This is a genomic window from Streptomyces sp. NPDC005811 (assembly GCF_040630405.1).
Taxonomy (GTDB): domain Bacteria; phylum Actinomycetota; class Actinomycetes; order Streptomycetales; family Streptomycetaceae; genus Streptomyces.
The window spans coordinates 92,288-115,279 of record NZ_JBEXXK010000021.1 but is presented as its reverse complement, the minus strand read 5'-3'; the positions used below and the strand labels follow the sequence as shown (position 1 = coordinate 115,279).

Below are 22,992 nucleotides of genomic sequence, written 5' to 3'. Positions count from 1 at the left end.
GCGCGCTCCCCTCAGGTGGTCGGGACGCGCGCCATGATCCCATCCCGGGCGGCCGACGGCCCCTCGCTTGCGGGGAATTCCCGGGCCGCCCGCCGGTCCTCGGGGGACCTGCGCCAGTGCTCGTGCGGACCGGCCAGGACGCGTTCCCCGGCCGCCGCCGCGAGGGCCTTGCGGTCGGTGGCGCCGTCCGGGGCGAGCAGCGGGAGCACCTCGACCTCCGCGACCAGGCCGCGCGCCGAGGTCACCCGCCACAGCGAGGCGAGCAGCGAGTCGTCGCCGACGTAGGCGGGCGCCGTGCTGGCCGCCCCGGCGGCGTCCCGGTAGCGGATCCGGACCGGCTGGACCGGGACCCCCGCGTCGAGCGCGGCCTGGAACACCGCGCGCCGGAAGTGTCCCTGGGCGCGGCCGCACCAGGTACTGCCCTCCGGGAACACCGCGACCGCCTGCCCGGAGCGCAGCACGCCGGCGATGGCGGCGACCGTGCCGGGCAGGGCGCGCAGCCGGTCCCGGTCGATGAACAGGGAGCCGTTCGCGGCCATCGCTCCCACGACCGGCCACGCGCGGATCTCCTTCTTGGCCAGCATCCGGGCCGGGCGGACCCCGGCCAGCAGCGGGATGTCCAGCCAGGAAATGTGGTTGGCGACCAGGAGCAGTCCGCCGGTGGCGGGCGCGCGCTCGCCGGTCACCCGGATCCGCACCCCGGCCGCCCGGACGACGGCCCGGCTCCAGCGCCGTATCGCCGCCGCCGGGATCCGCCGGCCGAGCGGGGACAGGGCGACCCCGGCCAGCACCAGGACGACCACCGCGACGAGCCGCAGTACGGCCCGCGGTACGGCCGTCCAGGACGCCGTACCCTCCACGCACGCCCGCGGGGTGCAGGGCGCGCCGGGCAGCCAGACGCTCATCAGGCGCTCGGCACGAGGGAGAGGAAGTGCCGCAGGTAGCGGGAGTTGACCCGGCGCATCGACAGCAGCACGAACAGGTCGGCGACCCCGAAGTCCGGGTCGTGCGCGGGCTCGCCGCACACCCAGGCGCCGAGACGGACGTAACCGCGCAGCAGGGCGGGGAGTTCGGTGCGGGCGGCCGGGGCCGCGGCGGCGGCCGCCTCCTTCGGGGTCCACGGGCGCAGCGGGCGCACCCGGAACTCCTCGGGGGCCAGGTGCTTCTCGCGGGCGCGGTCCCAGGTGGCGGCCGCGAGGGTGCCGCCGTCGGCGAGCGGGACCGAGCAGCAGCCGGCCAGCCACTCGTGGCCGCGGTCCACCATGTAGCGGGCGATGCCGGCCCAGATCAGGCCGATGACCGTGCCGTCGCGGTGGTCGGGGTGGACGCAGGAGCGGCCGACCTCGACCAGGCCGGGGCGGATCGCGTCGAGCCGGCTCAGGTCGAACTCGCCGTCCGAGTAGAGCCGTCCGGCGACCGAGGCGCGCTCCGGGGGCAGCAGCCGGTAGGTGCCGACGACCTGGCCGGTCTCCGCGTCGCGCACCAGCAGGTGGTCGCAGTAGGCGTCGAACGGGTCGACGTCGAGGCCCGGCTGCGGGGAGGACAGCAGGGCGCCCATCTCACCGGCGAACACCTCGTGCCGCAGGCGCTGCGCGGCCCGTACGTCGGCCTCGTCGCGGGCCAGGGTGACGGTGTAGCGGACGGGTGCCGTGGACTGCTGGGGACGGTCGAGGGTGGAAACGCCGGTCATGGCTCACTCCTGGGCACGGGCCACATCGGGGACGGTGGCGCTCCCCCTGTTTCTCCCGACCCCGGTTGGCGTGTACGTGTCCGGTGCCGGGAGCGGGGATGTGGGAATGTTGAATGCCAGGCTTTCGACCGATGCCGACGGTTTCCCTACGGCACTACCGCTTCGCCCTGCGGGCCGCCCGCAGCCACTCCTTGTTCATGCCGGTGATGGACACCAGGGGAATCCCCTTGGGACAGGCGGTGGCGCACTCCCCGGCGAGCGTGCACCCCCCGAACCCCTCCTCGTCCATCTGCGCCACCATGTCCAGCACCCGGGTCTCCCGCTCGGGCGCCCCCTGCGGCAGCACGTTGAGATGGTTGATCTTGGCGGAGGTGAACAGCATCGCGGCCCCGTTGGGACACGCGGCGACGCACGCCCCGCAGCCGATGCACTCCGCGTGCTCGAACGCGAAGTCGGCGTCCGGCTTCGGCACCGGCGTGGCGTGCGCCTCGGGCGCGGCCCCGGTCGGGGCGGTGATGTAGCCGCCGGCCTGGATGATCCGGTCGAAGGCGCTCCGGTCGACCACCAGGTCCTTGATCACCGGGAACGCGGACGCCCGCCACGGCTCGACGTCGATCGTGTCGCCGTCCGCGAAGGACCGCATGTGCAGCTGACAGGTGGTGGTGCGCTCGGGTCCGTGCGCATCGCCGTTGATCACGAGGGAGCAGGCGCCGCAGATGCCCTCGCGGCAGTCGTGGTCGAAGGCGACCGGGTCCTCGCCGCGCAGGATGAGGTCCTCGTTGAGGGTGTCGAGCATCTCCAGGAACGACATGTCGGGCGAGACGCCGTCCACCTCGTACGTGGACATGGCGCCGTCGGCTTCGGCGGTGCGCTGTCGCCAGACGCGCAGGGTGAGCTTCATGCGTAGCTCCGCTGGGTGGGGTGGACGTACTCGAAGACCAGGTCTTCCTTGTGCAGGGCGGGAGCCTCGCCGGTGCCGGTGAACTCCCAGGCGGCGGCGTAGGCGAACTCCTGGTCCCGGCGGGCGGCCTCACCGTCCGGGGTCTGGGACTCCTCGCGGAAGTGGCCGCCGCAGGACTCGGCGCGGTGCAGGGCGTCGAGGCACATCAGCTCGGCGAGCTCCAGGTAGTCGACGACCCGGTTGGCCTTCTCCAGGGACTGGTTGAACTCCTCGCCGGTGCCGGGGACCTTGACGCGGCGCCAGAACTCCTCGCGGATCTGCGGGATCCGCTCCAGTGCCTTGCGCAGTCCGGCGTCGGTGCGGGCCATGCCGCAGAACTCCCACATCAGCTCGCCCACCTCGCGGTGGAAGGAGTCGGGGGTGCGGTCGCCGTCCACGGACAGCAGCAGGTTGAGCCGGTCCTGGGTCTCGGCCAGCACCTCCTGGACGACCGGGTGGTCGTCGGTCACCTCGTCCTGCTTCGGGTGGCGGGCGAGGTAGTCGTTGACGGTGGCCGGGAGGACGAAGTAACCGTCGGCCAGGCCCTGCATCAGCGCGGAGGCGCCGAGCCGGTTCGCCCCGTGGTCGGAGAAGTTGGCCTCGCCGATCGCGAACAGGCCCGGGATCGTGGTCTGGAGGTCGTAGTCGACCCAGAGGCCGCCCATCGTGTAGTGCACGGCCGGGTAGATCCGCATCGGCACCCGGTACGGATCCTCGTCGGTGATCCGCTGGTACATGTCGAAGAGGTTGCCGTACCTGGCCTCGACGGCCTTGCGCCCCATGCGCTTGATCGCGTCCGCGAAGTCGAGATACACGCCCTGTCCGCCGGGTCCGACGCCCCTGCCCTCGTCGCAGACGTTCTTCGCGGCGCGGGAGGCGATGTCCCGGGGGACCAGGTTGCCGAAGGACGGGTAGATGCGCTCCAGGTAGTAGTCGCGCTCGTCCTCGGGGATCTCGGCGGCGGGCCGGGTGTCGCCCTTGGCCCGGGGCACCCAGATCCGGCCGTCGTTGCGCAGCGACTCGCTCATCAGCGTCAGCTTGGACTGGTGGTCGCCGGTGCGCGGGATGCAGGTGGGGTGGATCTGGGTGAAGCAGGGGTTGGCGAAGTAGGCGCCGCGCCGGTGCGCCCGCCAGATCGCGGTGGCGTTGGAGTTCATGGCGTTCGTCGACAGGTAGAAGACGTTGCCGTAGCCGCCGCTGGCGAGGACGACGGCGTCCGCGAAGTAGGTGCCGATCTTCCCGGTGATCAGGTCCCGGGCCACGATCCCGCGCGCCCGTCCGTCGACGACGATCAGGTCGAGCATCTCGGTGCGCGGATGCATCTCCACGTTCCCGGCGGCGATCTGCCGCGACAGCGCCTGGTAGGCGCCGAGGAGCAGCTGCTGGCCCGTCTGGCCGCGGGCGTAGAAGGTCCGGGAGACCTGGACGCCGCCGAAGGAGCGGGTGTCGAGCAGTCCGCCGTACTCGCGGGCGAAGGGCACGCCCTGGGCCACGCACTGGTCGATGATCTCGACGGAGATCTGGGCGAGGCGGTGGACGTTGGACTCGCGCGCCCGGAAGTCGCCGCCCTTGACGGTGTCGTAGAACAGCCGGTGGACCGAGTCCCCGTCGTTGCGGTAGTTCTTCGCCGCGTTGATGCCGCCCTGGGCGGCGATCGAGTGGGCGCGGCGCGGGGAGTCCTGGTAGCAGAACTGGACGACGTGGTAGCCCTGTTCGGCGAGGGTGGCGCCGGCCGAACCGCCGGCCAGGCCGGTGCCGACGACGATCACCGTGTGCTTGCGCCGGTTGGCGGGGTTGACCAGCTTGGCCTCGAAGCGGCGCCGGTCCCAGCGCTCGGCGACGGGGCCCGCGGGGGCCACGGTGTCGGCGAGGGGGTCGCCGGTCGTGTAGTCGGTGTAGGTCATGGTCAGCTCACCACTCCGGTCATGACGCCCACGGGTACGGCGAGGAAGCCGGCCGTGAGCAGCAGTGCGAGGACGTTCGCCGTGGCCTTCAGGGCTCGGTCGCGGGTGCGGCTGCCGGCGCCCAGGGTCTGGGCGGCGCTCCAGAAGCCGTGCCGGACGTGCAGGCCGAGGGCGAGCATGGCGACGATGTAGACGACGTTGCCGTACCAGGTGGAGAAGGTGTCGACGACGTTCTGGTACGGGTGGCCCTCCTGGAAGCCGCCGCTGTGCACGGTGCCGGTGGTCAGGTCCAGGAGGTGCCAGACGATGAAGAGGCCGAGGATGATCCCGCCCCAGCGCATGGTGCGGGTCGCGTAGCTCGCACGGGCCTTGCGGTGCACGTACTTGCTGGGGCGGGCCTTGATGTCCCGCCGGCTGAGCTGGTAGGCGGAGGTGGCGTGCGCGATCACGGCGACGACCAGCACCACGCGGACCAGCCAGAGCGTCCACTCGTAGTGCATGAACGGTTCGCCGACGGTGCGCAGCCAGTGTGCGTAGTGGTTGAACTCGCCCGGCCCGAAGAAGATCTTCAGGTTCCCGATCATGTGGACGACCAGGTACAGCAGCATGATCAGTCCGCTGACGGCCATCACCGTCTTCTTGCCGACGGAGGAGTCCCACACGGTACGCGCCATCGACGGCCGTCGGTCCGTCCGCGTTGCCAGAGCCATGTCTCCAGACGCTAGGGCCGTTCGGCCCCATCGGTCCAAGACATGAAACAGCTTGTTTCGATAGGCGGTCTCTATCGACCGGCCTATCCTGGAGGCATGCAGTTCCAGCAGCTCCAGTACTTCGTGGCGGTGGCCGAGACCCGGCACTTCACCCGGGCCGCCGAGCTGGTCCATGTCGCACAGCCCTCGCTGTCGCAGCAGATCAGGGCGCTGGAGCGGGAGTTGGGGGCGGATCTGTTCCTGCGGGCGCGCGGCAACATCACGCTCACCGACGCGGGCGAGGCGCTGCTGCCGCTGGCCCGGCGGATCCTCGCGGACACCGAGACCGCGCGGTACGAGGTGCAGGAGCTGGTGCAGCTGCGCAGCGGCCGGGTGCGGCTCGGGGCCACCCCGAGTCTGTGCACCGGTCTGCTGCCGGACGTGCTGCGCGCCTTCCACGACCGCTACCCGGGCATCCGGCTGCTGATCGAGGAAGGCGGTTCGCACGATCTCGTACGGCAGCTCGCCCGCGGCGCCCTGGACCTGGCCCTGGTCGTGCTGCCGCTGCCGACGCCCTCCCCCGCGCTGACCACGGTCGAGCTGCTGCGCGAGGACCTGGTCGTGGTGTCCTCCCCCGAGGCGGCGAAACCGGGCGACGGTCGGCGCACGGTCAGGATCGCCGATCTGGAGGGCGAGCGTCTGGTGATGTTCCGGCACGGCTACGACCTGCGGGAACTCACCGTGGCCGCCTGCCGGGCGGAGGGCTTCGAGCCGGACTTCGCGGTCGAGGGCGGGGAGATGGACGCGGTCCTCGGCTTCGTCCGGGCCGGGCTCGGGGTGGCCGTCGTGCCCCGGATGGTGGCCGCCCGCTCCGGCCGGGGCCTGCGGGTCACCCCGCTCGCCCGGCCCGGCCTGCACCGGACGATCGCCCTCGCGCACCGCAGCGACGTGGCACCGCCGCGGGCCGCGCGGGAGCTGCAGCGGATGCTGCTGGAGCGGTGACTCCCGGGTCAGCCCCGGAGGGCGGCCGGCTGGAACACCTCCTCGCACCACTGGCGGAAGGTCGTGGGCGCGGTGTCGGGCGTGCTGGGCTGTACGGCGCCGTAGAAGCCCTGGGTGTTCTGGGCCTCGACCATGTCGGCGAAGCCCTTCACCCATGCCGGGGTCGCGCCGAGCCGGGTCCACCGCTCCGCGAGCTGCGCGGGGGTGGTGAACTCGACGCGGACGGGCCGGTCGAGCACCTCGGCGAGGACGGCGGCCATGCCTTCGGGGGTCAGGTCGTCGGGGCTGACCAGCGGAACGTCCTCCTGCCCGGTCCAGGAGTCGTCGAGGAGCAGGCGGGCGGCCGCGGCACCGAGGTCGCGCGTGGCGCACAGGCGCAGCACCCGGTCGGGAACGAGCGATGTGGAGAAGACACCCGCGTCGCGGATCGGGACCAGCTGGCGGAGCTCGTTCTCCATCAGTGAGGGCGGGCACAGGGCCCGGTAGTGGACGCCCGTCGCGGTGATCGCGTCGTCCATGGCCAGCCCCGCGGAGATCAGCCCGGCGTTCCGGGCGACACCGCGGCCCAGGGTGGAGACGGCCACGACCCGCTCCGGGCCCTGCGCCCCGACGACCTCGCACAGCGGCTCGGTGAAGGCCCGGAAATGCCCTTCGACACTGTCGGCGCGGGGGTTCGGCGGGACCAGCCAGAACACCCGGTCGGCGCCCTGGCAGGCCTCCTTCAGCACCGCCGGGTCCGCGTGCGACCCCTGGACGACCTGCACGCGCTCGCGCACCTCGGGGGCGAGGGCGGCGGGGTCGCGGACGATCACCCGGACCGGTGCGGAGCCCTCGGGGGCGTCGAGGAGGCGGGCGACGACCTCACGGCCGATCTGCCCGGTCGGAGTGGTGACCACAATCATGAACTGCTCCTGGAACAAAGCCTGTTGGGACATCCATGAGCCTGCCGCCACGGTCCGGGGAACTGAAGGTCCGGTTGGCTCGCGCTTGTTACCCTCAGGGCAATACCAAGGGGAGGTCAGGCCCGTGGAGTCCCGTCCGCTGCGCTACTTCGTCGCCGTCGCGGAGGAGCTCAACTTCGCCCGTGCCGCGGAGCGTCTGGGCATCTCGCCGCCGCCGCTGTCGCGGGCGATCCGCGCGCTGGAGGAGGAGCTGGGGGCCGTACTCCTCGAACGCACCACGCACAGCGTGACGTTGACACCGGCGGGGGAGGTCCTGCTGCCGGAGGCCCGGTTCGCGCTGGAGGCGCTGGAGGCCGCCGGGCGGCGGGCCCGACGGGCGGCCGCCGCCGCGCCGGAGCTGACGCTGGCCGTGAAGGCCGACGGCGACGGCGGGCTGCTGGAGGCGATCCTCGCGCGGTACGCCGCCGAGTCGGCCGCGGTGCCGGTCTCCGTCCGGCTGTGCGCCTGGCACGAGCAGTCCCGGCTGCTGCGGCGGGGCGAGGCCGATGCCGCGCTGGTCTACGAGCCGTACGACCGCGTCGGTCTCGACGCGGAGGAGCTGGCCGTCGAACCGCGTATCGCCGCCCTGGCCGTGAGCCATCCGCTGGCCGGGCGGGCCGGACTGTGCCTGGCCGACCTGGGGCTGCGCGCCGACACGGTGCACGGGTACATCGACGCGGTCCGGGGCAGAGGCGCCGACCTCGCCCAGCTCCTCACGCTCGTCGCCCTCGGCGAGGCCGTCCCCCTGCTGCCCGCGTCGGTCGCGGGCCGCTACCCGCGCCCCGGCGTCGTCTACCGCCCGGTCCGGGACGCGCCCCCGGCCGTCCTCGCCGTCGCCTGGCCCCAGCAGTCCCGGTCCACGGCGACGGCCGCGCTGGTCCGGGCGGCGGTGGCGGTGGCCGACGAGCGCCGGGCGCGGGCGGCGGGCTGAGCGGGGTCCCTCAGGGGGCGTCCTCCGGCTCGGCACCGCCCTCGGTGACCAGATCCGCCGGGGCGCCTACGGGGGACGCCCACACCTCGGCGACGGTTGCCCGGGCCCGGTCGAGGTCGGTGCCCGGCCCGAGGTGGGTGAGCAGGAGCCGACGGGCATCCACTGCGGTCGACGCCTTCGCCCCCGTCGGCGATCCCGTACCCGTCGGAGCCCTCGCCCCACCGGCGATCCCGTACCCGTCAGCGATCTCGGCCCCGTCGGCACCCCCGCCCCACCGGCGATCCCGTACCCGTCAGCGATCTCGGCCCCGTCGGCACCCCCGCCCCGTCAGCGATCTCGCCCCGTCAGCCCCCTCGCTCCCGTCAGCGATCTCAACCCCGTCGGTGATCCCGTACCCGCCGAGGTCTGTGCTCCACCTGTGTCCGCGCCCCACCGGAATCCGAGCCCCGATCGGAGCCCGCACCCCACCAGACCCGCGCCCCCACCGGAGCCCGCACCCCCGTCGAAGTCCGTGCCCCACCGGAGCCCGCGCCCTCGCCGGAGCCCGTGCCCCTCCCCCAGTCGGCGGTCAGCCTGTCGCGTCGGCCAGCGTCAGGTCGTGGAGGCGTTCCGGTGGGCCCGGGCGGGCGTAGTACCAGCCCTGGGCGGTGTCGCAGCCGAGTATGCGCAGTTGTTCGGCCTGGGCGCCCGTCTCCACGCCCTCGACCGTGACCGCGAGGTCGAGGCTGTGGGCGAGCGAGACGATCCCCTCGACGATCTTGAGGTCGACGGGGTCGGCCGGGAACTGCTGCATGCCCTGGGTGAAGGAGCGGTCCAGCTTGAGCACGCTCACCGGCAGCCGGCGCAGATTGGCGAGGTTGGAGTAGCCGGTGCCGAAGTCGTCCAGGGCGATGTCGATGCCCATCTCGGCGAGCCGACGCAGCGGTTTGAGCAGGTCGTCGTCGGCCCCGATCAGGGCGGACTCGGTGACCTCCAGGCACAGGGCCTGTGGTGCGACGCCCGTGCGTTCCAGGATGTCGACCGTGTCCTGGACCAGCCCGGGATGGGTGAGCTGGCAGGGCGAGAGGTTGACGTTGATGCGGAGGGGCGTCGCCGAGTCGCCGTCGAGTTCCCGCCAGGCGCGGGCCTGCCGTACGGACTGTTCCAGGACCCAGCGGCCGAGAGGCACGATCAGCCCGGTGTGCTCGGCGAGCGGGATGAACCGGTCGGGGCCGAGCACACCGTGCTGCGGGTGGAGCCAGCGGACGAGGGCCTCCGCGCCGCGGACGCTGCCGTCGCCGAGGTGGACCAGCGGCTGGTACTCGATGAAGAACTCACCGCGCTCCAGGGCGGCCGGCAGCGCGGTGGTCAGCCCGTGGCGAGTGATCGCGCGGGCGTCGGCCTCGGGGTCGGCGAGCTCGAAGCGGTTGCCGCCCGCCGACTTGGCCCGGTACATGGTGATGTCGGCGCTGCGCAGCACCTCCGCCGCGTTGTGCTCCCCCGCCCGCCCTTCCACGATGCCGATGCTGCCGCGCACGGTCAGCTCGCGGCCGTCGATGCGCACCGGCGCGACCAGGGCGTTCTGGATGCGGGTGGCGAGTTCGTCGACCTCGTCGCGGTTCTCGGTGCCGGTGGTGAGCGCCACGAACTCGTCGCCGCCGAGGCGGGCCACCATCTCACCGGGCGCGGTCGCGCAGGACTGGAGCCGGTCGGCGACCTCGACGAGCAGCTGGTCGCCGGCCGCGTGGCCGAGGCTGTCGTTGATGGTCTTGAAGCCGTCCAGGTCGAGGTAGCACAGCCCGAAGCCCTGCTTCTCGCCCCCGCCCAGCACCTTCTCCAGGCGTTCGAAGAACAGCGTCCGGTTGGGCAGGCCGGTGAGCGCGTCGTGGGTGGCCTCGTAGCGCAGCCGCAGGTTGAGCAGCCGGCGCTCGGTGGTGTCCTCCATCAGGGCCAGCTGGTACTGCGGCGCCCCGTCGGCGTCCCGCAGCAGGGACACCGTGAGGTTGGTCCACAGGACCGTCCCGTCGGGGCGGTAGAACGCCTTTTCCAGGTGGTAGTGCTCGCGTTCGCCGCGGACGAGCTCGTCGTAGAGCTTCCAGGTCTGCGGGGCGTCGTCGGGATGGGTCCACTCCCTGACGTTACGGCCGTGCATGGTCTGCTCGGAGATACCGAACATACGCAGCAGCGCGCCGTTGACCTGGAGGATGTTGCCGTCGAGGTCGGCCATGCCGATCCCTATCGCGGCGCCCTCGAAGACCGCGCGGAAGCGGGCCTCGCTCGCGTGCAGCGCCTGAGCCACCACCCCTTGGGCCTGGAGCGCGGCCCGGGCGATGGCCTCCTGCTCGGCGAGCGTGCGCTCGCGCAGGGCCTGCGCGTACCCGGCGGCCATGGCGTGCTGGAGCCGGGAGGCCCGGGTGCGCAGCTCCTCCTGGGGGCCGTCCTCGCCGCAGTAGAGCACCAGATAGGCGTCGACGCAGTCGAGGGCGCGGCTGAGCGCCTCGGGGTCGGTGCAGTGGGCCTCGACGAGGGCCGCGCCGACCGCTCTGCCGGTGTCCGCGTCGAAGGTCCTCGCGAGCAGCGCCTCCCGCAACCGCCGGGCCGACGGCAGGAGTTGCTCCTCGAACTCCGGCCGGGTCAGCGACGTCGACGTCACCGGGAACACGGCCCGGCTCCAGATCGTCGCGAAGCGGCGCAGTCTGTCCTCCGGCCCGTCCGGCGCGGCCGTCACGCGGTACGCCCCACGCCGGCGAACCCGCAGAACGCGTACGGATCCTCGTCCTGGGGGTCCGTCTCCGGCCGCCAGCGTGGCATCGGCACCAATCCCGGTTCCACCATGTCGTACCCCTCGAAGAACCGCGCGACCTCGTCACGCGTGCGCATGATCAACGGGAGGCGGATGTCCTTGTACACGTCCACCATCGCCTCGGTCTGTTCCCGGGCCACCGGCATTCCCTCGTACGAGGCATGCGTGAGGACGAGCGCACTGCCGGGCGCGAGCGCCTCGGTCAGCTCGGCCACCGCCGCGTACGGGTCGTCCGCGTCCTCCACGAAGTGCAGTATCGCAACCAGCAGCAGCGCCACCGGCCGGTCCAGGTCGATCAGGCTCTGCACCTCGGAACTGCCCAGGATCTCCAGCGGCTTGCGCAGGTCGGCGGCGACCACGCCCGCGTCCCCGTTGCCCTCCAGCACGGCCTGGCTGTGCGAGACGGCCACCGGGTCGTGGTCGACGTAGACCACCCGGGCGCCGGGGCTCGCGGCCTGGGCGACCTCGTGGACGTTGCCGAAGGTGGGTATGCCCGAGCCGACGTCGAGGAACTGGGTGATGCCCTCGCCCGCCGCCCAGCGCACCGCGCGGCGCATGAACGCCCGGTTGGCCTGCATGATCTTCGGCAGCCCGGGGGTGAACTCCATGGCCTTGCGGGCCGCTTCCCGGTCGACCTCGAAGTTGTGCGAACCGCCCAGGAAGTAGTCGTAGATCCGCGAGACGCTCGGCACCGAGATGTCGATGCTCCGAGGGGCCCAGGCGGGACGCTCCATCTCTCTCTCCAAGGCGTAGGCGATCCGGTGTTCGAGCTGAGGCTACTGATCGCCCGCCAAACGGGCGAGTGGAAACGGAAATTGACCGTCCGTTCCCGGTCACTGCCTGCGGCACGTGCCGAAAGTCGCCTGAAGGGCGGAGAAAGTCTATGCATACGCGGCATGAACCGGGAAACGGCGATCCGCCCCCTCCGTGCGGCGTGGAGGGGGCGGACCAGTGGTCGGACGCGCTCGTTCAGCAGGTGCGGGGATCAGCCCTGGGGAGGTGATCCCTACTGCTTGGGCGCGCCGACCAGTTCACCCTTCGGGGACACGGCGTACCAGGTGCCGCCGACGCCCTGACCGTTGATGTCACCGGGGGACTTGTCACCGGAGAAGGTGTAGATCGGGAAGCAGTTGATGGTCTGCTGCTTGTCGCCGTCGGACCGGGTGAAGTTCATGTAGCCCTTCTCCTGGATCCCCTTGGTCTGGGAGAAGTCGACCGGGTCGACGATGGGCCACTTGTCACGGCAGGCGTCGTTGCAGTTCGAGACCGGCTTGGGCCACGCCTTGTCGTTGATGAAGCGGTAGACCGTCATGCCGTTCTTGTCGACGACGATCTTGCCGAGGTTGGGGTCGTTGCGGACGGAGAGACCCGCCGTCGCCGACGCCGAGTCCGCCTTGGCCTTCTTGCCGTCGGGGGCCAGCGCGAACCACTTGTTGCCCACGCCCTGGCCGGTGGTGTCACCGGCGTTGGCGTCCTTGGCGTAGTAGTACGCGGGCCAGCCGTCGACGGTGAGCTGCTTGGTGCCGTCGGAGCGGGTGACCTCGCCGAGCAGCGACTTGTCGATGCCGTCGCCCGCGGAGACGTCGTCGGCGGAGACCGGCGGCCAGGTGGTGGCGCAGTCGCCGTCACAGTTCGACTTCGGCGGCTCGGCGGTGTCCGCGTCGAAGCGGTAGAGGGTCATCCCCTTCGAGTCGGTCAGGATATTGCCGAGTTCGGCGTTCGTGCTGATCGCCAGCTCGCCCGCGGTGGCGCCCTGGGCACCGGTACCCGTACCGCCACCGGTCGCACTCGCGCTCGCCGAGGCACCCGTACCGGTACCGACACCGCCGATACCGCTGCCGACACCGGCGATGCCGCCGGCCTGGGCCGTCGCACCCACGTTCTGGCTGGACGCGGACGTGCCGCTTTCCTGACCGCACGCCGTCGTCAGCACCAGAACGCCCACAGCGCTCGCCACGAGTGAGGCGCTCCGCCAGGAGGTCTTCATCGTCAACAACTCCCCGATAGTCCTAAGGGTGTTCGCAGCGCCCTGCTGCGCCGCCGCACGGCACTGGGTACGCATGGCGGCGGTCGTTGTGTTCAAACGCGGCACAAAAAACTTTCCGAGGCCTGTGGCCGGGGGGTCCGGGGGCCTCTTCGCGCCGGGCGCGGGCGCCGGTCCCGGGGTCGTACACCTGTACCCGAGGGGGACGCGCGCCCCCGCGCCGGCGAAACCTCGGGGCGCGGACTTCCCCCGTTCGGGGCAATCGGGGCCATCGGGGGCGTAGAGGGACGCGACGGGCCGCATGATCTCGGTCGTGCATGGACCCGAACCGACCCGATCCGCCCTCGTCACCCGGGCGTTGTCCCTGATGGCGGCGGCCTGGATGCTCGCGGCCGCGCCGGCCGGGGTGGCCGCGGCCGACGCGTGCGCGTACGCCTCCACGGGCCAGGGCGGCACCTCGGCGGTGGCGGTGGCGGGAGGCCGGGACCACTCCTGGCCGACGCCGCCGACGTCACCGGACTTCCCGGACCCGCCGGACTTCCCGAAGGCACCGAAGTTCCCGAAGCCCGTGATGCCCACGGCCTGCCAGGTCCCGACGCCGACGCCGACGCCCCCGCCACCCCCGCCGCCGAAGCCCCGGCCCACCCCGCCGCCGAAACCGACCCTGCGGCCCGCCCCGCCCCCGAAGCCGAGCCTCAGGCCGAGACCCGCGCCGACGCCCCCGCCGCCCGCACCCGCGGCGCCTCCGCCCCGGCCGGCCGCCACACCGAGGCCGACGCCGGAACCGACACCGCCGAAGCCCCGTCCGCGGCCGTCGGTGACCCCCGTGACCTACCCGGAGTACCACTCCAAGCCACGCCCCCGACCGGCCGGTGAGCGCACCCCTCCGGTCACGTACGTCCTGCTCATCACCGTGCCCGCGCTGGCCGCCGTCGCCGCACTGCGGCCCCGCTAGCGCCGATCCAGGAGGCATGTCTTGCCGGAATGGCTTGTTCTCACGTTCGCGATGCTCGCCGCCTGCGCGGTCGTCGTCGCCGTGACCTTTCTGCGGCACCGCTCGGCCGCCGAGGACGAGGACCCGTCCGAGACCCCGGACGTCATCGAGTACATGACGATGTGGATCGGCGTGGTGTACGCCATCGTCCTGGGCCTGGCCATCGCCGGGGTCTGGGACGCGCGGGGCGGCGCCGAGGACCACGTCCAGGCGGAGGCCCAGGCGCTGCACGAGATCTCGGAGCGGGTGCGGGTGTACCCGCCCGAGGTCCGCGACCGGATCCGGGCGGACGTCGACGCCTATGTCGGACACGTCGTCACCACGGAGTGGAAGGCGATGGCCGACCGGGGCGAGGTGACCGAGCGCGGGGACGAGCTCCTGCAGAAGGTCCGGGTGGACGTCACCGACTACCAGCCCGCGAACGACTTCCAGGCGCAGGCCTACCAGCCGGTCCTGGACCAGATGGCCGCCGCGGACCAGGCGCGCAACGCCCGGGCCGGCTCGACCGGGGCGACCATGCCCGGAGTGGTGTGGTTCGGGCTGCTGGCGGGCGCGGTCATCACCATCGGGATGGTCTTCGCGCTCCAGATCAGACGGACGGCCCGGGAGCTGATCCTCGCCGGGTTGTTCTCGGCCCTGATCGCCTTCCTGCTCTTCCTCATCTGGGACTTCGACGCGCCCTACAGCCGGGGTATCGCGGCCTCCGCCGAACCCTTCCTGCACCTGTTCCCGAACGCCGGGGGCTGACGCACCGACGGGGGGACGGACCGGGCCGCCACGCCGGGGCCGTCCCCCGTTCGCGGGAACGCCCTCCCCCGGGCGGCCCACATCCGTGCCCCGTTCGCGCTACTGCGATCGCGCGGGCGCACACCCGTTCCTAGCGTTTCGGTCATCGAGGTGCATTCACGGCACGAGCGGAACAGGTCCGCCGCGGCTCCTCGAAGACCGGAGGAACCACCATGCCCGCGATACGCGTCGTCTCGGCCGCCCTGCTGGGCATCACCGCCCTGACCCTCACCGCCCCGGTGGCCGTCGCGAGCGACGACGGCCACTACGTCATGTCCGAGGGATACCGGGTGCTGCCCTCCACCGTCGCGGCGGGCGGCCAGGTCACGCTGCTGGTGGACCGTGAGGTCAGCGGCTGCAAGGGCTCGGTGACGGTCACCTCGGGCGTGTTCGACGCGGTCACCGTCCCCCGGGGGTCCTCGTCGGCGGTGACGCTGGTCGACCGGGACGCCAAGCCCGGGGCGGTGTACCGGGTGACGTTCACCTGCGGCGGTCTCAGCGCCGTCAAGGAGCTGACCATCGCCGCCGGTCACGGGCCCCTTCCGACGCCCTTCCCGCTCCCCCACGGCGTGCAGGCCGGCGAGGGCGGCACCGTCGCCGGGTTCGACCTGAAGCAGATCGGGCTGGGGGCCGCGCTGATCGCGGGCTCGGTCGGGACGGCGTACCACCTCGCCCGTCGGCGCAGGGGCGCGGACACGGTCTGACGGCACCGCCCGGGTGGGCGGTGCCGTCAGGGACCCTGTGCGCCGCGGCGGGTGGGCGTGCCTCAGATCCGGCGCTCGGCCCGGCGGCGCATCCAGAACAGCCCGCCACCGGCCACCGCGGCGGCGACCAGCCCGCCGCCGATGGCGATGTCGGTGGGCGTGGCGCCGGTGGAGCTGCTGCCGCCGAGTCCGCCGCGGACACCGCCGAGCACGGTGAAGGCGCGCGGGCTGACCAGGGTGCGGCCGGAGCAGGTCACGGTGAGGTCGTAGCTGCCGGGGCGGGCGTTGTTGCTGATGGTGGCGGTGCCCCGGGCGCTCTGGTTGGTGCCGCTGATCGCGGTGAGGGTGGCCGTCCCGAAGGCGTCCGAGGTCATGGTGCCGCCCTGCGGGCAGCCGTCGACGGTCACCGTGATCTGGCCGCCCCGGGCGATCACGCTGGGCTGCACGACGATGTTGCTCGGGCTGACGTTCATGCCGTCGCGCGCGACGGCCACGGGGGCGGCGAGGCCCAGGGCGGCGACCGCGGCGGCCGAGACCGCCGAGGCCGTCGAGACTCTCCGAAGACTTGTGGTGCGCATGTGATCCTCCGCGGAAGGCGCCCCGGGTCCCGTCCCCGGTCTGTCGGCGAGAGAACGCCTCCCGGAACGACCCTCAGATGCCGTGCACGCGCCCGCATTTCGGGAATGGTCCGTCCTGGTGAGCGGACACGCCGGGGGACGCGCGCGTGATCACCATCACCGCAGGTCACGGACCGTCAGAAAAATCCTTCGGGCGGCGACTCGGATGGCGCACCGATCGACGCGCCGGCCACCCGTTCGCCCGTGAGCCGTCGCCGGTTCCCGGTACCGGACTTAGCGTTCTGATATGCGCGAAAGGGACGCGGCGACGGCCGTGTCGAAAGGGGATTGCCGCATGTCCGGTTACGACCTGTCCGAGCGGGCGGAAGAGGAGGAACGGCAGCGCAAGCGTGCCCCCTGGGGAGTGATAGCGCTGGTGCTGCTGACCGGTCTCGCGCTCATCCGCAACGGTTCCGGGGAGTTCGACATCGGCCCGCCGCAGCCCGCCGCGGCGGCGGCGCCGGACAGCCGCAGCTCCGCCGGCGCCTTCGGCCGGGCCCCGGCCGCGCTGCCGTTCGCCCAGCCGGACCGGGTGATGATCCCCGCCATCTCGGTGAACGCCCCGGTGATGCCGGTGGGACTGGACGCGGACGGCTGGGTGGGGGCGCCGCCACCGGAGGACCCCAATCTGGCGGGCTGGTTCACCGGGGGCGTGTCGCCCGGGGAGAAGGGGACGGCGGTCGTGGTCGGCCATGTCGACAACAAGCTGGGCCCGGCCGTCTTCTACGGACTGGGCGCCCTGAAGAAGGGGAATCGCGTCGAGGTGGCACGCCAGGACGGGAAGACGGCGGTCTTCGAGATCTACGGCATCGAGGTCTTCGCGAAGAACAACTTCCCCGGCGACCGTGTCTACGCCTCCAAGGGCGCCCCCGAACTGCGGGTCATCACCTGCGGGGGCGGCTTCTCGAAGGCGAACGGGTACGACGGGAACGTCGTCGCCTTCGCCCGCCTGGTCGAGGTCCGCTGAGCGGTCCCGGCCGGGCGGGCGGCCCGGTTCAGCCGTGCTGCCGCCGGGGGACGGTGATCTGGTAGCCGGAGTCCAGCAGCCGGGGCAGATAGGTGCGCAGGGCCTTGACGCTCTGGGAGCGGTCGCCGCCGGCGTCGTGCGAGAGGATCACGACCCCGGGGGCGGCGCCCTCCTCGACCCGGTCGACGATGCTGCGGGTGCCGGGGGTGGTCCAGTCGAGGGTGTCGACGGTCCAGGCGAGGGGTTCCATGCCGAGTTCGGAGCCCAGTTGGAAGGCGGCGCGGTTCCAGGCGCCGTAGGGGGCGCGGAACCAGCGGGGGCGCTCTCCGTAGCCGGTCTCGATGACGTCGCTGGTGCGCGTCATCTCGGAGCGGATCTTGCGGCGGGAGAGGGTGGTGAGCAGGGGGTGGGACCAGGTGTGGTTGCCCACGACATGGCCCTCGTCGGCCATCCGGGCCAGCAGGTCCTGGTGGTCGACGGCCATCTCCCCGCACACGAAGAACATCGCGCGGACGTCGTAGCGGGCCAGGGTGTCGAGGATCTGCGGCGTGTAGCGGGGGTCGGGGCCGTCGTCGAAGGACAGCACCATGCTGCGGCCGCGCCCGGTGAGGCTCATCAGTGGTTCGCTGCGGACCGGGACCCGGTCGGGGGCGGCGCGCGGGGGGCCGTAGCCGGTGAGGGGCTGGAGGCGGTAGGCGGAGGCCTTCATCGCGGAGCGGCCCGGGGCGCCGGCGGCCGGGCCCGCGGCACCGTCGGCCGGTTCGTCGTCCCCGCTGGCGAGCAGTCCGGCGGCTCCGGCCGCCCCGGCCGCGGCGGTGGCGCCGACGAGCAGGATCCGGCGCCGGGTGAACAACTGATCCTTCTTCATGCAGTCATCAGTCGCCCGTCCGGCCCCCCGCGCACCGCACCGGTCACACGATTCCACCCTCCGGCGCAAGCGCCGGTCAGTCCCGGGCGTTGCGGTGGCGCACCAGCGGGAAGGGGAGCGTCTCGCGGATCGTCAGGCCGGTGAGGAACATGACGAGCCGGTCGACGCCGATGCCCAGGCCGCCGGTGGGGGGCATGGCGTGGTCGAGGGCGTCGAGGAAGTCCTCGTCGAGTTCCATCGCCTCGGGGTCGCCGCCCGCCGCGAGCAGGGACTGGGCGGTGAGCCGGCGGCGCTGTTCGACGGGGTCGGTCAGTTCGGAGTAGGCGGTGCCCAGTTCGGTGCCGAAGGCGACCAGGTCCCAGCGTTCGGCGAGGCGGGGGTCGGTGCGGTGCTGCCGGGTGAGCGGGGAGACGTCCGTGGGGAAGTCCTTGTAGAAGGTGGGGAGGCGGGTGCGTTCCTCGACGAGGCGTTCGTACATCTCCAGGACGATGTCGCCGGGGCCGTCGTCCGGGGTGTAGGGAACGCCCGCGCGGTCGCAGTGGCGCTGCAGGAGGGCCAGCGGGGTGCCGGCGTCGATCTCCTCGCCGAGGGCCTCGGAGATCGCGCCGTGGACCGTGCGCACGGGCCAGGTTCCGGAGATGTCGTGGCGCTCGCCGTCCCGGTGCACGACGGGCGTGCCGTGGACGGCGCGCGCGGCGCCCTGGATCAGGTCGCGGGCCAGGTCGAGCATCACGTCGTAGTCGGCGTAGGCCTGGTAGGCCTCCAGCATGGTGAACTCGGGGTTGTGCTTGGGCGAGACGCCCTCGTTGCGGAAGGTGCGGCCCAGTTCGAAGACCTTCTCCAGGCCGCCGACGCAGAGCCGCTTCAGATAGAGCTCGGGGGCGATGCGCAGATAGAGGTCGAGGTCGTAGGCGTTGATGTGGGTGGTGAAGGGGCGGGCGTTGGCGCCGCCGTGGATCCGCTGGAGCATCGGGGTCTCGACCTCGAGGTAGCCGCGGTCCAGCAGTCCCCCGCGCAGGGCCTGGACGGCGGTGGAGCGGGCGCGGACGACGTCGCGGGCGCCCGGGGAGGCGATGAGGTCGAGGTGGCGCATGCGGACCCTGGTCTCGGGGTCGGTGAGGCCGCGGCGTTTGTCGGGCAGCGGGCGCAGGCATTTGGCGGTCAGCTGCCAGGAGGTGACGAAGACGGTCGCCTCGCCCCGGTCGCTGGTGCCCGCCCGGCCGGTGACGAGGATGTGGTCGCCGAGGTCCGTGTCGGCGCGGAAGCGGTCCAGGCCGCCTGCGGAGCGGGTGAGGGCGAGCTGGTGGTCGCCGGACCAGTCGCGCAGGGTCACGAAGACGATGCCGCCGAAGTCGCGGACCCGCATGATGCGGCCCGCGACGGTGACGGTCCCGGTGGCGGGGATCCCGGCGAGGGTGTGGGTGCGGGGCGGGAGGCCCACCGGGTAGGGGTCGGTGCCGGCGGCGCGCAGCCGGTCGAGGGTGTGGTGCCGGACGCGGACCTGTTCGGGCAGGTCCGCGTCCGGACCGGGGCCCCCGGCCTCGTCCCCTCCGTCGAGGCCGAGCGCCGCCGGGGGCGGCGGGCCTTCGGTGGCGGTGGGCCGGGGCCCGCTCCTCGGGCGCCGCCGGCCCCAGAGGGTGCGCAGCGAGGGTACGGAGACGAAGCCCTCGGCGATGCCGGAGGCGAGGCCGACCCGGGCGAGGGAGCCGGCGTCGCCGTAGCAGAGGAAGCGGGGGTACCACTCGGGGTGGTACTTGGCGTTGGAGCGGTAGAGGGCCTCCAGCTGCCACCAGCGGGAGAAGAACAGCAGCAGCCGGCGCCAGAGCCGCAGGACCGGTCCGGCGCCGATGCGGGCGCCCTCCTCGAAGGCGGAGCGGAAGACGGCGAAGTTGAGGGAGATCCGGTGCACGCCGAGCTTCGGGGCGGCGGCGCACAGGTCGGCGACCATGAACTCCATGACGCCGTTGGGTGCCGCGCGGTCGCGGCGCATGAGGTCCAGGGAGATGCCCTCGGCGCCCCAGGGGACGAAGGAGAGGAGGGCGAGGAGGCGTCCGTCCTCGCTCTGCGCCTCGACGAGGAGGCAGTCGCCGTCGGCGGGGTCGCCGAGGCGGTCCAGGGCCATCGAGAAGCCGCGTTCGGTCTCGGTGTCGCGCCAGGCGTCGGCCCGGTCGACGACCTCCTCCATCTCCTGGTCGGTGAGGTCGGCGTGGCGGCGGATGCGGCAGACGGCGCCGGTGCGGCGGACCCGGTTGGCGGCCTGGCGGGTGACCCGCATGTCCCGGCCGGCGAGGTCGAAGCCGGGGACGTGCAGGATCGCCTCGTCGCCGAGTTGCAGGGCGCCGAGGCCGGCCCGGGCGTAGGCCTTGGCGCCCTCCTCGGAGGCGCCCATGACGGCGGGCGCCCAGGCGTGCAGCCGGGCGGTCTCCAGCCATGCGGCGATGGCGTGCGGCCAGGCCTCGCGGTCGCCCACGGGGTCGCCGCTGGCGAGGCAGACCCCGGCCTCGACGCGGTAGGTGACGGCGGCCTTGCCGCTCGGGGAGAAGACGACGGCCTTGTCGCGCCGGGTGGCGAAGTAGCCGAGGGAGTCCTGACCGCCGTAGGTGTGCAGGAGGGCGCGGACGCGGGGTTCGTCGTCGCCGTGCAGGGCGGCTTCGAGGCGCTGGGAGCGGAAGAGGGCGGCGGCGGCGTTGAGGAGGGCGAGGGCGCCGAAGAGGCCGAGGAGGAAGTACAGGGCGTGCGGGGGCCGGCCGTCGAAGGAGCGGGTGGAGACCAGGCCGCCGAGGACCCGGTTGGCGGCCCAGCCGAGGCGCTGGCCCTCCGGCAGGGTGCCCGGGAAGAGCACGACCAGGCCCCAGCCGACGAGGATCGCGAGGACCAGTCCGGCGGCGAGGACGGCGAGGGCGCGGCGGACCGCGCCGTGGCGGGAGGCGGCGTAGAACTCGCGGCGGGCCACGACCAGCAGGGCCAGGGCGAGGGCGCAGACGACGAGGGAGGGCAGGGACGCGGCGTACAGGCCGACGGCGACGCCGAGGACGTCGGTGAGGACGACCAGGCCCAGGTAGACGACGACCAGCCACCAGGCGATCTTCTTGCGGGCGGCGGTGGCGGCGGCGAGGAGGAGGAGGAAGACCGCGTAGGCGAGGTTGGCGCTGACCGGGACGATCACCAGGTCCAGGAAGCGGACGACCGGGCGCAGCAGACGGCGCAGCGGGGGGACGAGGGCCAGCAGCAGGCAGAGCAGGGCGAGGGCGCCGAAGAAGGTCGCGAAGCCTTCGGGCACCCGGCCGAGGAAGCGGTCCGCGGGCCGTCGTATCGGGCCCGCGGAGTCCTTGGCCGTGGCGCTGTCCACGGTGGCACTCATGTACCGACTGTAGGAAGACCCGGGCGGAGCCGCCCGTCGAGCGGGCGGAGCGCGGGCCAAGCGGTGGGCGGAGCCGAGCAGTGGGCGGAGCCGGACTGTGGGCGGAGCCGGGCGATGGGCGGGACCGGGCAGCGGGCGGGGCCGAGCAGTGGGCGGGGCCGAGCAGTGGGCGGGGCCGCCCGTCGAGCGGGCGGAAGGCGGGCCGAGCAGTGGGCGGGACCGGGCGGTGGGCGGAGCCGAGCAGTGGGCGGGACCGGGCAGCGGGCGGGCGGTGGGCGGAGCCGAGCAGCCGGCGGAGCCGGGCAGCGGGCGGAGCCGGGCGGTGGGCGGGACCGGGCGGTGGGCGGGACCGGGCAGCGGGCGGAGCCGGGCAGCGGGCGGAGCCGCCCGTCGAGCGGGCGGAAGGCGGGCCGAGCAGTGGGCGGAGCCGGGCAGCGGGCGGGACCGGGCAGCGGGGGGAGCCGGGCGGTGGGCGGGGCCGGGGGTTCCGGTGGCTTCCGATAGCCTCGGGCCGTGACGGAACAGCATGCGCAGCAGCCTTCGCGGGAGCCCTCGCAGCGGTTCGAGCGGGGCACGGACGGCCCGAAGGTGATCGTGGTGGGGGTCGACGGCTCGGACTCCTCCCTGCGGGCCGCGGCCTACGCGGGCGGTCTGGCCCGCCGCCAGCACGCGCTGCTCGCCGTGGTGTACGTGCAGCCGGTGATGGCGGCGGGTGCGGCCTTCGGGGTGCCGGTCGCGGAGACGACCGGGCAGATCGCCGAGGACCTGGTCGCGCAGATCCGGGAGTCCACCGAACGCGTGCGCGGGATATTCGACGTGCGCTGGGAGTTCCACACCTTCCACGGCGATCCGTACACGGGTCTGGTGCGGGCCGCGGACGAGCTGAAGGCCGACGCGGTGGTGGTGGGCGCCTCCGAGCAGGCGGGGCACCGGATCGTGGGCTCGGTCGCGGTGCGGCTGGTGAAGGCCGGGCGGTGGCCGGTGACGGTGGTGCCGTAGGCGGTCCGGCTCAGAGGGACTTCAGGAAGGTCCTGATCGCCGCGGTGAACTCCGCCGGCTTCTCCATGTTCAGGTAGTGGCCCGTGCCGTCGATGAGTTCGGCGCGCCCGTGCTGCACGGAGTCGGCCAGCCGCCGTGCCGCGGCGATCACGTCGGGGGTGTCGAGGGCACCGTTCAGGGTGAGCACCGGTACGTCGACCTTCGGGAGGCGGGGCCAGGTGTCGGTCACCCGCACCAGCCGGTCCCGCTCGCCGGGCGTGTGCTTCGCGAGGGTGCCCAGGGCCATCTCGCGCAGCCGGCGCGGGATGTCCGGGTCGATGTCGTCGAGCGTGCGGTGCGGACCGGGCACATAGCGGAGGAACGCCTTCAGCCAGCCTTCGAGGTCCCCGGCCGCGAGGGTGCGGGCGGTCTCGGCCTGGATCCCCCGGTGCCAGGGGTCGGAGTCCTGGAACTCACCGGTGGAGGCGCCGCAGACGACGGCCGCCCGGACCAGTTCCGGGTGCTCCAGCAGGGTGTCGCTGACGACGAGACCGCCCATCGAGACGCCGACCAGCACCGCGGGGCCCGCGTCGAGGTGGTCCAGCAGCTCGGCGAGGTCGTCGGTCCAGCGGAACGGCCTGCTCGCGTTGGCGGAGGCGCCGTGCCCGCGGATGTCGGCGGCGATCACCCGGTGGGTCTCGGCGAGCGCCGGGATGTGGTCGTCGAAGACGTGGTGGTCGACGAATCCGGAGTGGAGGAGGACGACGGGGTCCCCGGAGCCCGCCTCGCGGTAGGCGAGGTCGCCGTCGGAGGAGGTGAAGAACTTCATTTCCGCAGCAGCAGTCATGACAACC

21 protein-coding genes are annotated in these 22,992 nt (G+C 73.0%); 7 read left to right on the top strand and 14 right to left on the bottom strand.

Features of this window, described 5'->3' with window-relative positions:
* Positions 1-11: 11 nt before the first annotated feature.
* The 5 genes from ABZ490_RS23405 to ABZ490_RS23385 all read right to left on the bottom strand — a co-directional run bounded on the left by ABZ490_RS23405 (position 12) and on the right by ABZ490_RS23385 (position 5,208).
* Positions 12-905 (bottom strand): lysophospholipid acyltransferase family protein, encoded by an 894-nt coding sequence (locus ABZ490_RS23405; RefSeq protein WP_358992978.1) that lies wholly within the window; start codon positions 903-905, stop codon positions 12-14.
* Positions 905-1,690, bottom strand: coding sequence for a GNAT family N-acyltransferase (locus ABZ490_RS23400; protein WP_358992976.1), 786 nt, complete (start codon positions 1,688-1,690; stop codon positions 905-907). Before ABZ490_RS23400 ends, ABZ490_RS23405 begins: the two co-directional genes overlap by 1 nt.
* A 154-nt stretch (positions 1,691-1,844) precedes the next feature.
* Positions 1,845-2,591 (bottom strand): succinate dehydrogenase/fumarate reductase iron-sulfur subunit, encoded by a 747-nt coding sequence (locus ABZ490_RS23395; protein ID WP_358992974.1) that lies wholly within the window; start codon positions 2,589-2,591, stop codon positions 1,845-1,847.
* Positions 2,588-4,534 (bottom strand): fumarate reductase/succinate dehydrogenase flavoprotein subunit, encoded by a 1,947-nt coding sequence (locus ABZ490_RS23390; protein ID WP_358992972.1) that lies wholly within the window; start codon positions 4,532-4,534, stop codon positions 2,588-2,590. The genes ABZ490_RS23395 and ABZ490_RS23390 overlap by 4 nt, the downstream gene beginning before the upstream one ends.
* A gap of 2 nt (positions 4,535-4,536) precedes the next feature.
* A complete protein-coding gene (locus ABZ490_RS23385) occupies positions 4,537-5,208 on the bottom strand; it encodes a succinate dehydrogenase (protein WP_358993085.1) in 672 nt (223 codons plus the stop codon).
* A 132-nt stretch (positions 5,209-5,340) separates the two neighbouring features.
* On the opposite strand from ABZ490_RS23385, the gene ABZ490_RS23380 reads away from it, so the two are divergent.
* Positions 5,341-6,225, top strand: a complete 885-nt coding sequence (locus tag ABZ490_RS23380) for a LysR substrate-binding domain-containing protein (protein WP_358992970.1) — start codon at positions 5,341-5,343, stop codon at positions 6,223-6,225.
* A gap of 8 nt (positions 6,226-6,233) precedes the next feature.
* On the opposite strand, the gene ABZ490_RS23375 is transcribed toward ABZ490_RS23380, so the two are convergent.
* A complete protein-coding gene (locus ABZ490_RS23375) occupies positions 6,234-7,127 on the bottom strand; it encodes an NAD(P)H-binding protein (protein WP_358992968.1) in 894 nt (297 codons plus the stop codon).
* Between the two features lie 124 nt (positions 7,128-7,251).
* Between ABZ490_RS23375 and ABZ490_RS23370 the strand changes: the two genes are divergently transcribed.
* Entirely contained in the window at positions 7,252-8,097 is an 846-nt protein-coding gene (locus tag ABZ490_RS23370) for a LysR family transcriptional regulator (RefSeq protein ID WP_358992966.1), read from the top strand.
* 10 nt (positions 8,098-8,107) lie between these two features.
* Here the strand turns inward: ABZ490_RS23370 and ABZ490_RS23365 are convergent, their stop codons facing one another.
* The 4 genes from ABZ490_RS23365 to ABZ490_RS23350 all read right to left on the bottom strand — a co-directional run bounded on the left by ABZ490_RS23365 (position 8,108) and on the right by ABZ490_RS23350 (position 12,866).
* The gene (locus ABZ490_RS23365) at positions 8,108-8,260 is read right to left on the bottom strand and encodes a hypothetical protein (RefSeq protein WP_358992964.1); all 153 of its coding nucleotides are present in this window, start codon (positions 8,258-8,260) and stop codon (positions 8,108-8,110) included.
* A gap of 405 nt (positions 8,261-8,665) precedes the next feature.
* Positions 8,666-10,804, bottom strand: coding sequence for an EAL domain-containing protein (locus tag ABZ490_RS23360; protein WP_358992962.1), 2,139 nt, complete (start codon positions 10,802-10,804; stop codon positions 8,666-8,668).
* A complete protein-coding gene (locus tag ABZ490_RS23355; RefSeq protein WP_358992960.1) occupies positions 10,801-11,613 on the bottom strand; it encodes an SAM-dependent methyltransferase in 813 nt (270 codons plus the stop codon). The genes ABZ490_RS23360 and ABZ490_RS23355 overlap by 4 nt, the downstream gene beginning before the upstream one ends.
* 272 nt (positions 11,614-11,885) lie before the next feature.
* The gene (locus ABZ490_RS23350; protein ID WP_358992959.1) at positions 11,886-12,866 is read right to left on the bottom strand and encodes an SCO0930 family lipoprotein; all 981 of its coding nucleotides are present in this window, start codon (positions 12,864-12,866) and stop codon (positions 11,886-11,888) included.
* Positions 12,867-13,176: 310 nt separating this feature from the next.
* Between ABZ490_RS23350 and ABZ490_RS23345 the strand changes: the two genes are divergently transcribed.
* The 3 genes from ABZ490_RS23345 (at position 13,177) to ABZ490_RS23335 (ending at position 15,347) form a co-directional block, all read left to right on the top strand.
* Positions 13,177-13,818: a hypothetical protein gene (locus ABZ490_RS23345; RefSeq protein ID WP_358992957.1), complete on the top strand. Its 642-nt coding sequence runs from the start codon at positions 13,177-13,179 to the stop codon at positions 13,816-13,818.
* Between the two features lie 21 nt (positions 13,819-13,839).
* Entirely contained in the window at positions 13,840-14,604 is a 765-nt protein-coding gene (locus tag ABZ490_RS23340; protein WP_358992955.1) for a hypothetical protein, read from the top strand.
* Between the two features lie 212 nt (positions 14,605-14,816).
* On the top strand, positions 14,817-15,347 hold the full coding sequence (locus ABZ490_RS23335) for a hypothetical protein (RefSeq protein ID WP_358992953.1): 531 nt from the start codon (positions 14,817-14,819) through the stop codon (positions 15,345-15,347).
* 62 nt (positions 15,348-15,409) lie between these two features.
* Here the strand turns inward: ABZ490_RS23335 and ABZ490_RS23330 are convergent, their stop codons facing one another.
* Positions 15,410-15,925, bottom strand: a complete 516-nt coding sequence (locus ABZ490_RS23330) for a hypothetical protein (protein WP_340374390.1) — start codon at positions 15,923-15,925, stop codon at positions 15,410-15,412.
* 334 nt (positions 15,926-16,259) lie between these two features.
* On the opposite strand from ABZ490_RS23330, the gene ABZ490_RS23325 reads away from it, so the two are divergent.
* Entirely contained in the window at positions 16,260-16,931 is a 672-nt protein-coding gene (locus ABZ490_RS23325) for a class F sortase (RefSeq protein ID WP_358992950.1), read from the top strand.
* 28 nt (positions 16,932-16,959) lie between these two features.
* Here the strand turns inward: ABZ490_RS23325 and ABZ490_RS23320 are convergent, their stop codons facing one another.
* Positions 16,960-17,799, bottom strand: coding sequence for a polysaccharide deacetylase family protein (locus ABZ490_RS23320; protein WP_358992948.1), 840 nt, complete (start codon positions 17,797-17,799; stop codon positions 16,960-16,962).
* A gap of 76 nt (positions 17,800-17,875) precedes the next feature.
* Positions 17,876-21,160: a bifunctional lysylphosphatidylglycerol synthetase/lysine--tRNA ligase LysX gene (gene lysX / locus ABZ490_RS23315; protein ID WP_358992946.1), complete on the bottom strand. Its 3,285-nt coding sequence runs from the start codon at positions 21,158-21,160 to the stop codon at positions 17,876-17,878.
* Positions 21,161-21,673: 513 nt separating this feature from the next.
* Here lysX and ABZ490_RS23310 point away from each other — a divergent pair.
* Positions 21,674-22,159, top strand: a complete 486-nt coding sequence (locus ABZ490_RS23310) for a universal stress protein (protein WP_358992944.1) — start codon at positions 21,674-21,676, stop codon at positions 22,157-22,159.
* A gap of 10 nt (positions 22,160-22,169) precedes the next feature.
* Here ABZ490_RS23310 and ABZ490_RS23305 read toward each other — a convergent pair whose 3' ends face one another.
* Positions 22,170-22,985 (bottom strand): alpha/beta hydrolase, encoded by an 816-nt coding sequence (locus ABZ490_RS23305; protein WP_358992942.1) that lies wholly within the window; start codon positions 22,983-22,985, stop codon positions 22,170-22,172.
* Positions 22,986-22,992: the final 7 nt, after the last annotated feature.

Bases quoted from the DNA above. Each gene is read 5' to 3' on its own strand.
- ABZ490_RS23395 (WP_358992974.1), bottom strand. From the start codon at position 2,591: ATGAAGCTCACCCTGCGCGTCTGGCGACAGCGCACCGCCGAAGCCGAC.
- ABZ490_RS23325 (WP_358992950.1), top strand. From the start codon at position 16,260: ATGTCCGGTTACGACCTGTCCGAGCGGGCGGAAGAGGAGGAACGGCAG.
- ABZ490_RS23405 (WP_358992978.1), bottom strand. From the start codon at position 905: ATGAGCGTCTGGCTGCCCGGCGCGCCCTGCACCCCGCGGGCGTGCGTG.
- ABZ490_RS23320 (WP_358992948.1), bottom strand. From the start codon at position 17,799: ATGAAGAAGGATCAGTTGTTCACCCGGCGCCGGATCCTGCTCGTCGGC.
- ABZ490_RS23335 (WP_358992953.1), top strand. From the start codon at position 14,817: ATGCCCGCGATACGCGTCGTCTCGGCCGCCCTGCTGGGCATCACCGCC.
- ABZ490_RS23330 (WP_340374390.1), bottom strand. From the start codon at position 15,925: ATGCGCACCACAAGTCTTCGGAGAGTCTCGACGGCCTCGGCGGTCTCG.
- ABZ490_RS23350 (WP_358992959.1), bottom strand. From the start codon at position 12,866: ATGAAGACCTCCTGGCGGAGCGCCTCACTCGTGGCGAGCGCTGTGGGC.
- lysX (WP_358992946.1), bottom strand. From the start codon at position 21,160: ATGAGTGCCACCGTGGACAGCGCCACGGCCAAGGACTCCGCGGGCCCG.
- ABZ490_RS23380 (WP_358992970.1), top strand. From the start codon at position 5,341: ATGCAGTTCCAGCAGCTCCAGTACTTCGTGGCGGTGGCCGAGACCCGG.
- ABZ490_RS23390 (WP_358992972.1), bottom strand. From the start codon at position 4,534: ATGACCTACACCGACTACACGACCGGCGACCCCCTCGCCGACACCGTG.
- ABZ490_RS23355 (WP_358992960.1), bottom strand. From the start codon at position 11,613: ATGGAGCGTCCCGCCTGGGCCCCTCGGAGCATCGACATCTCGGTGCCG.
- ABZ490_RS23305 (WP_358992942.1), bottom strand. From the start codon at position 22,985: ATGACTGCTGCTGCGGAAATGAAGTTCTTCACCTCCTCCGACGGCGAC.
- ABZ490_RS23375 (WP_358992968.1), bottom strand. From the start codon at position 7,127: ATGATTGTGGTCACCACTCCGACCGGGCAGATCGGCCGTGAGGTCGTC.
- ABZ490_RS23400 (WP_358992976.1), bottom strand. From the start codon at position 1,690: ATGACCGGCGTTTCCACCCTCGACCGTCCCCAGCAGTCCACGGCACCC.
- ABZ490_RS23385 (WP_358993085.1), bottom strand. From the start codon at position 5,208: ATGGCGCGTACCGTGTGGGACTCCTCCGTCGGCAAGAAGACGGTGATG.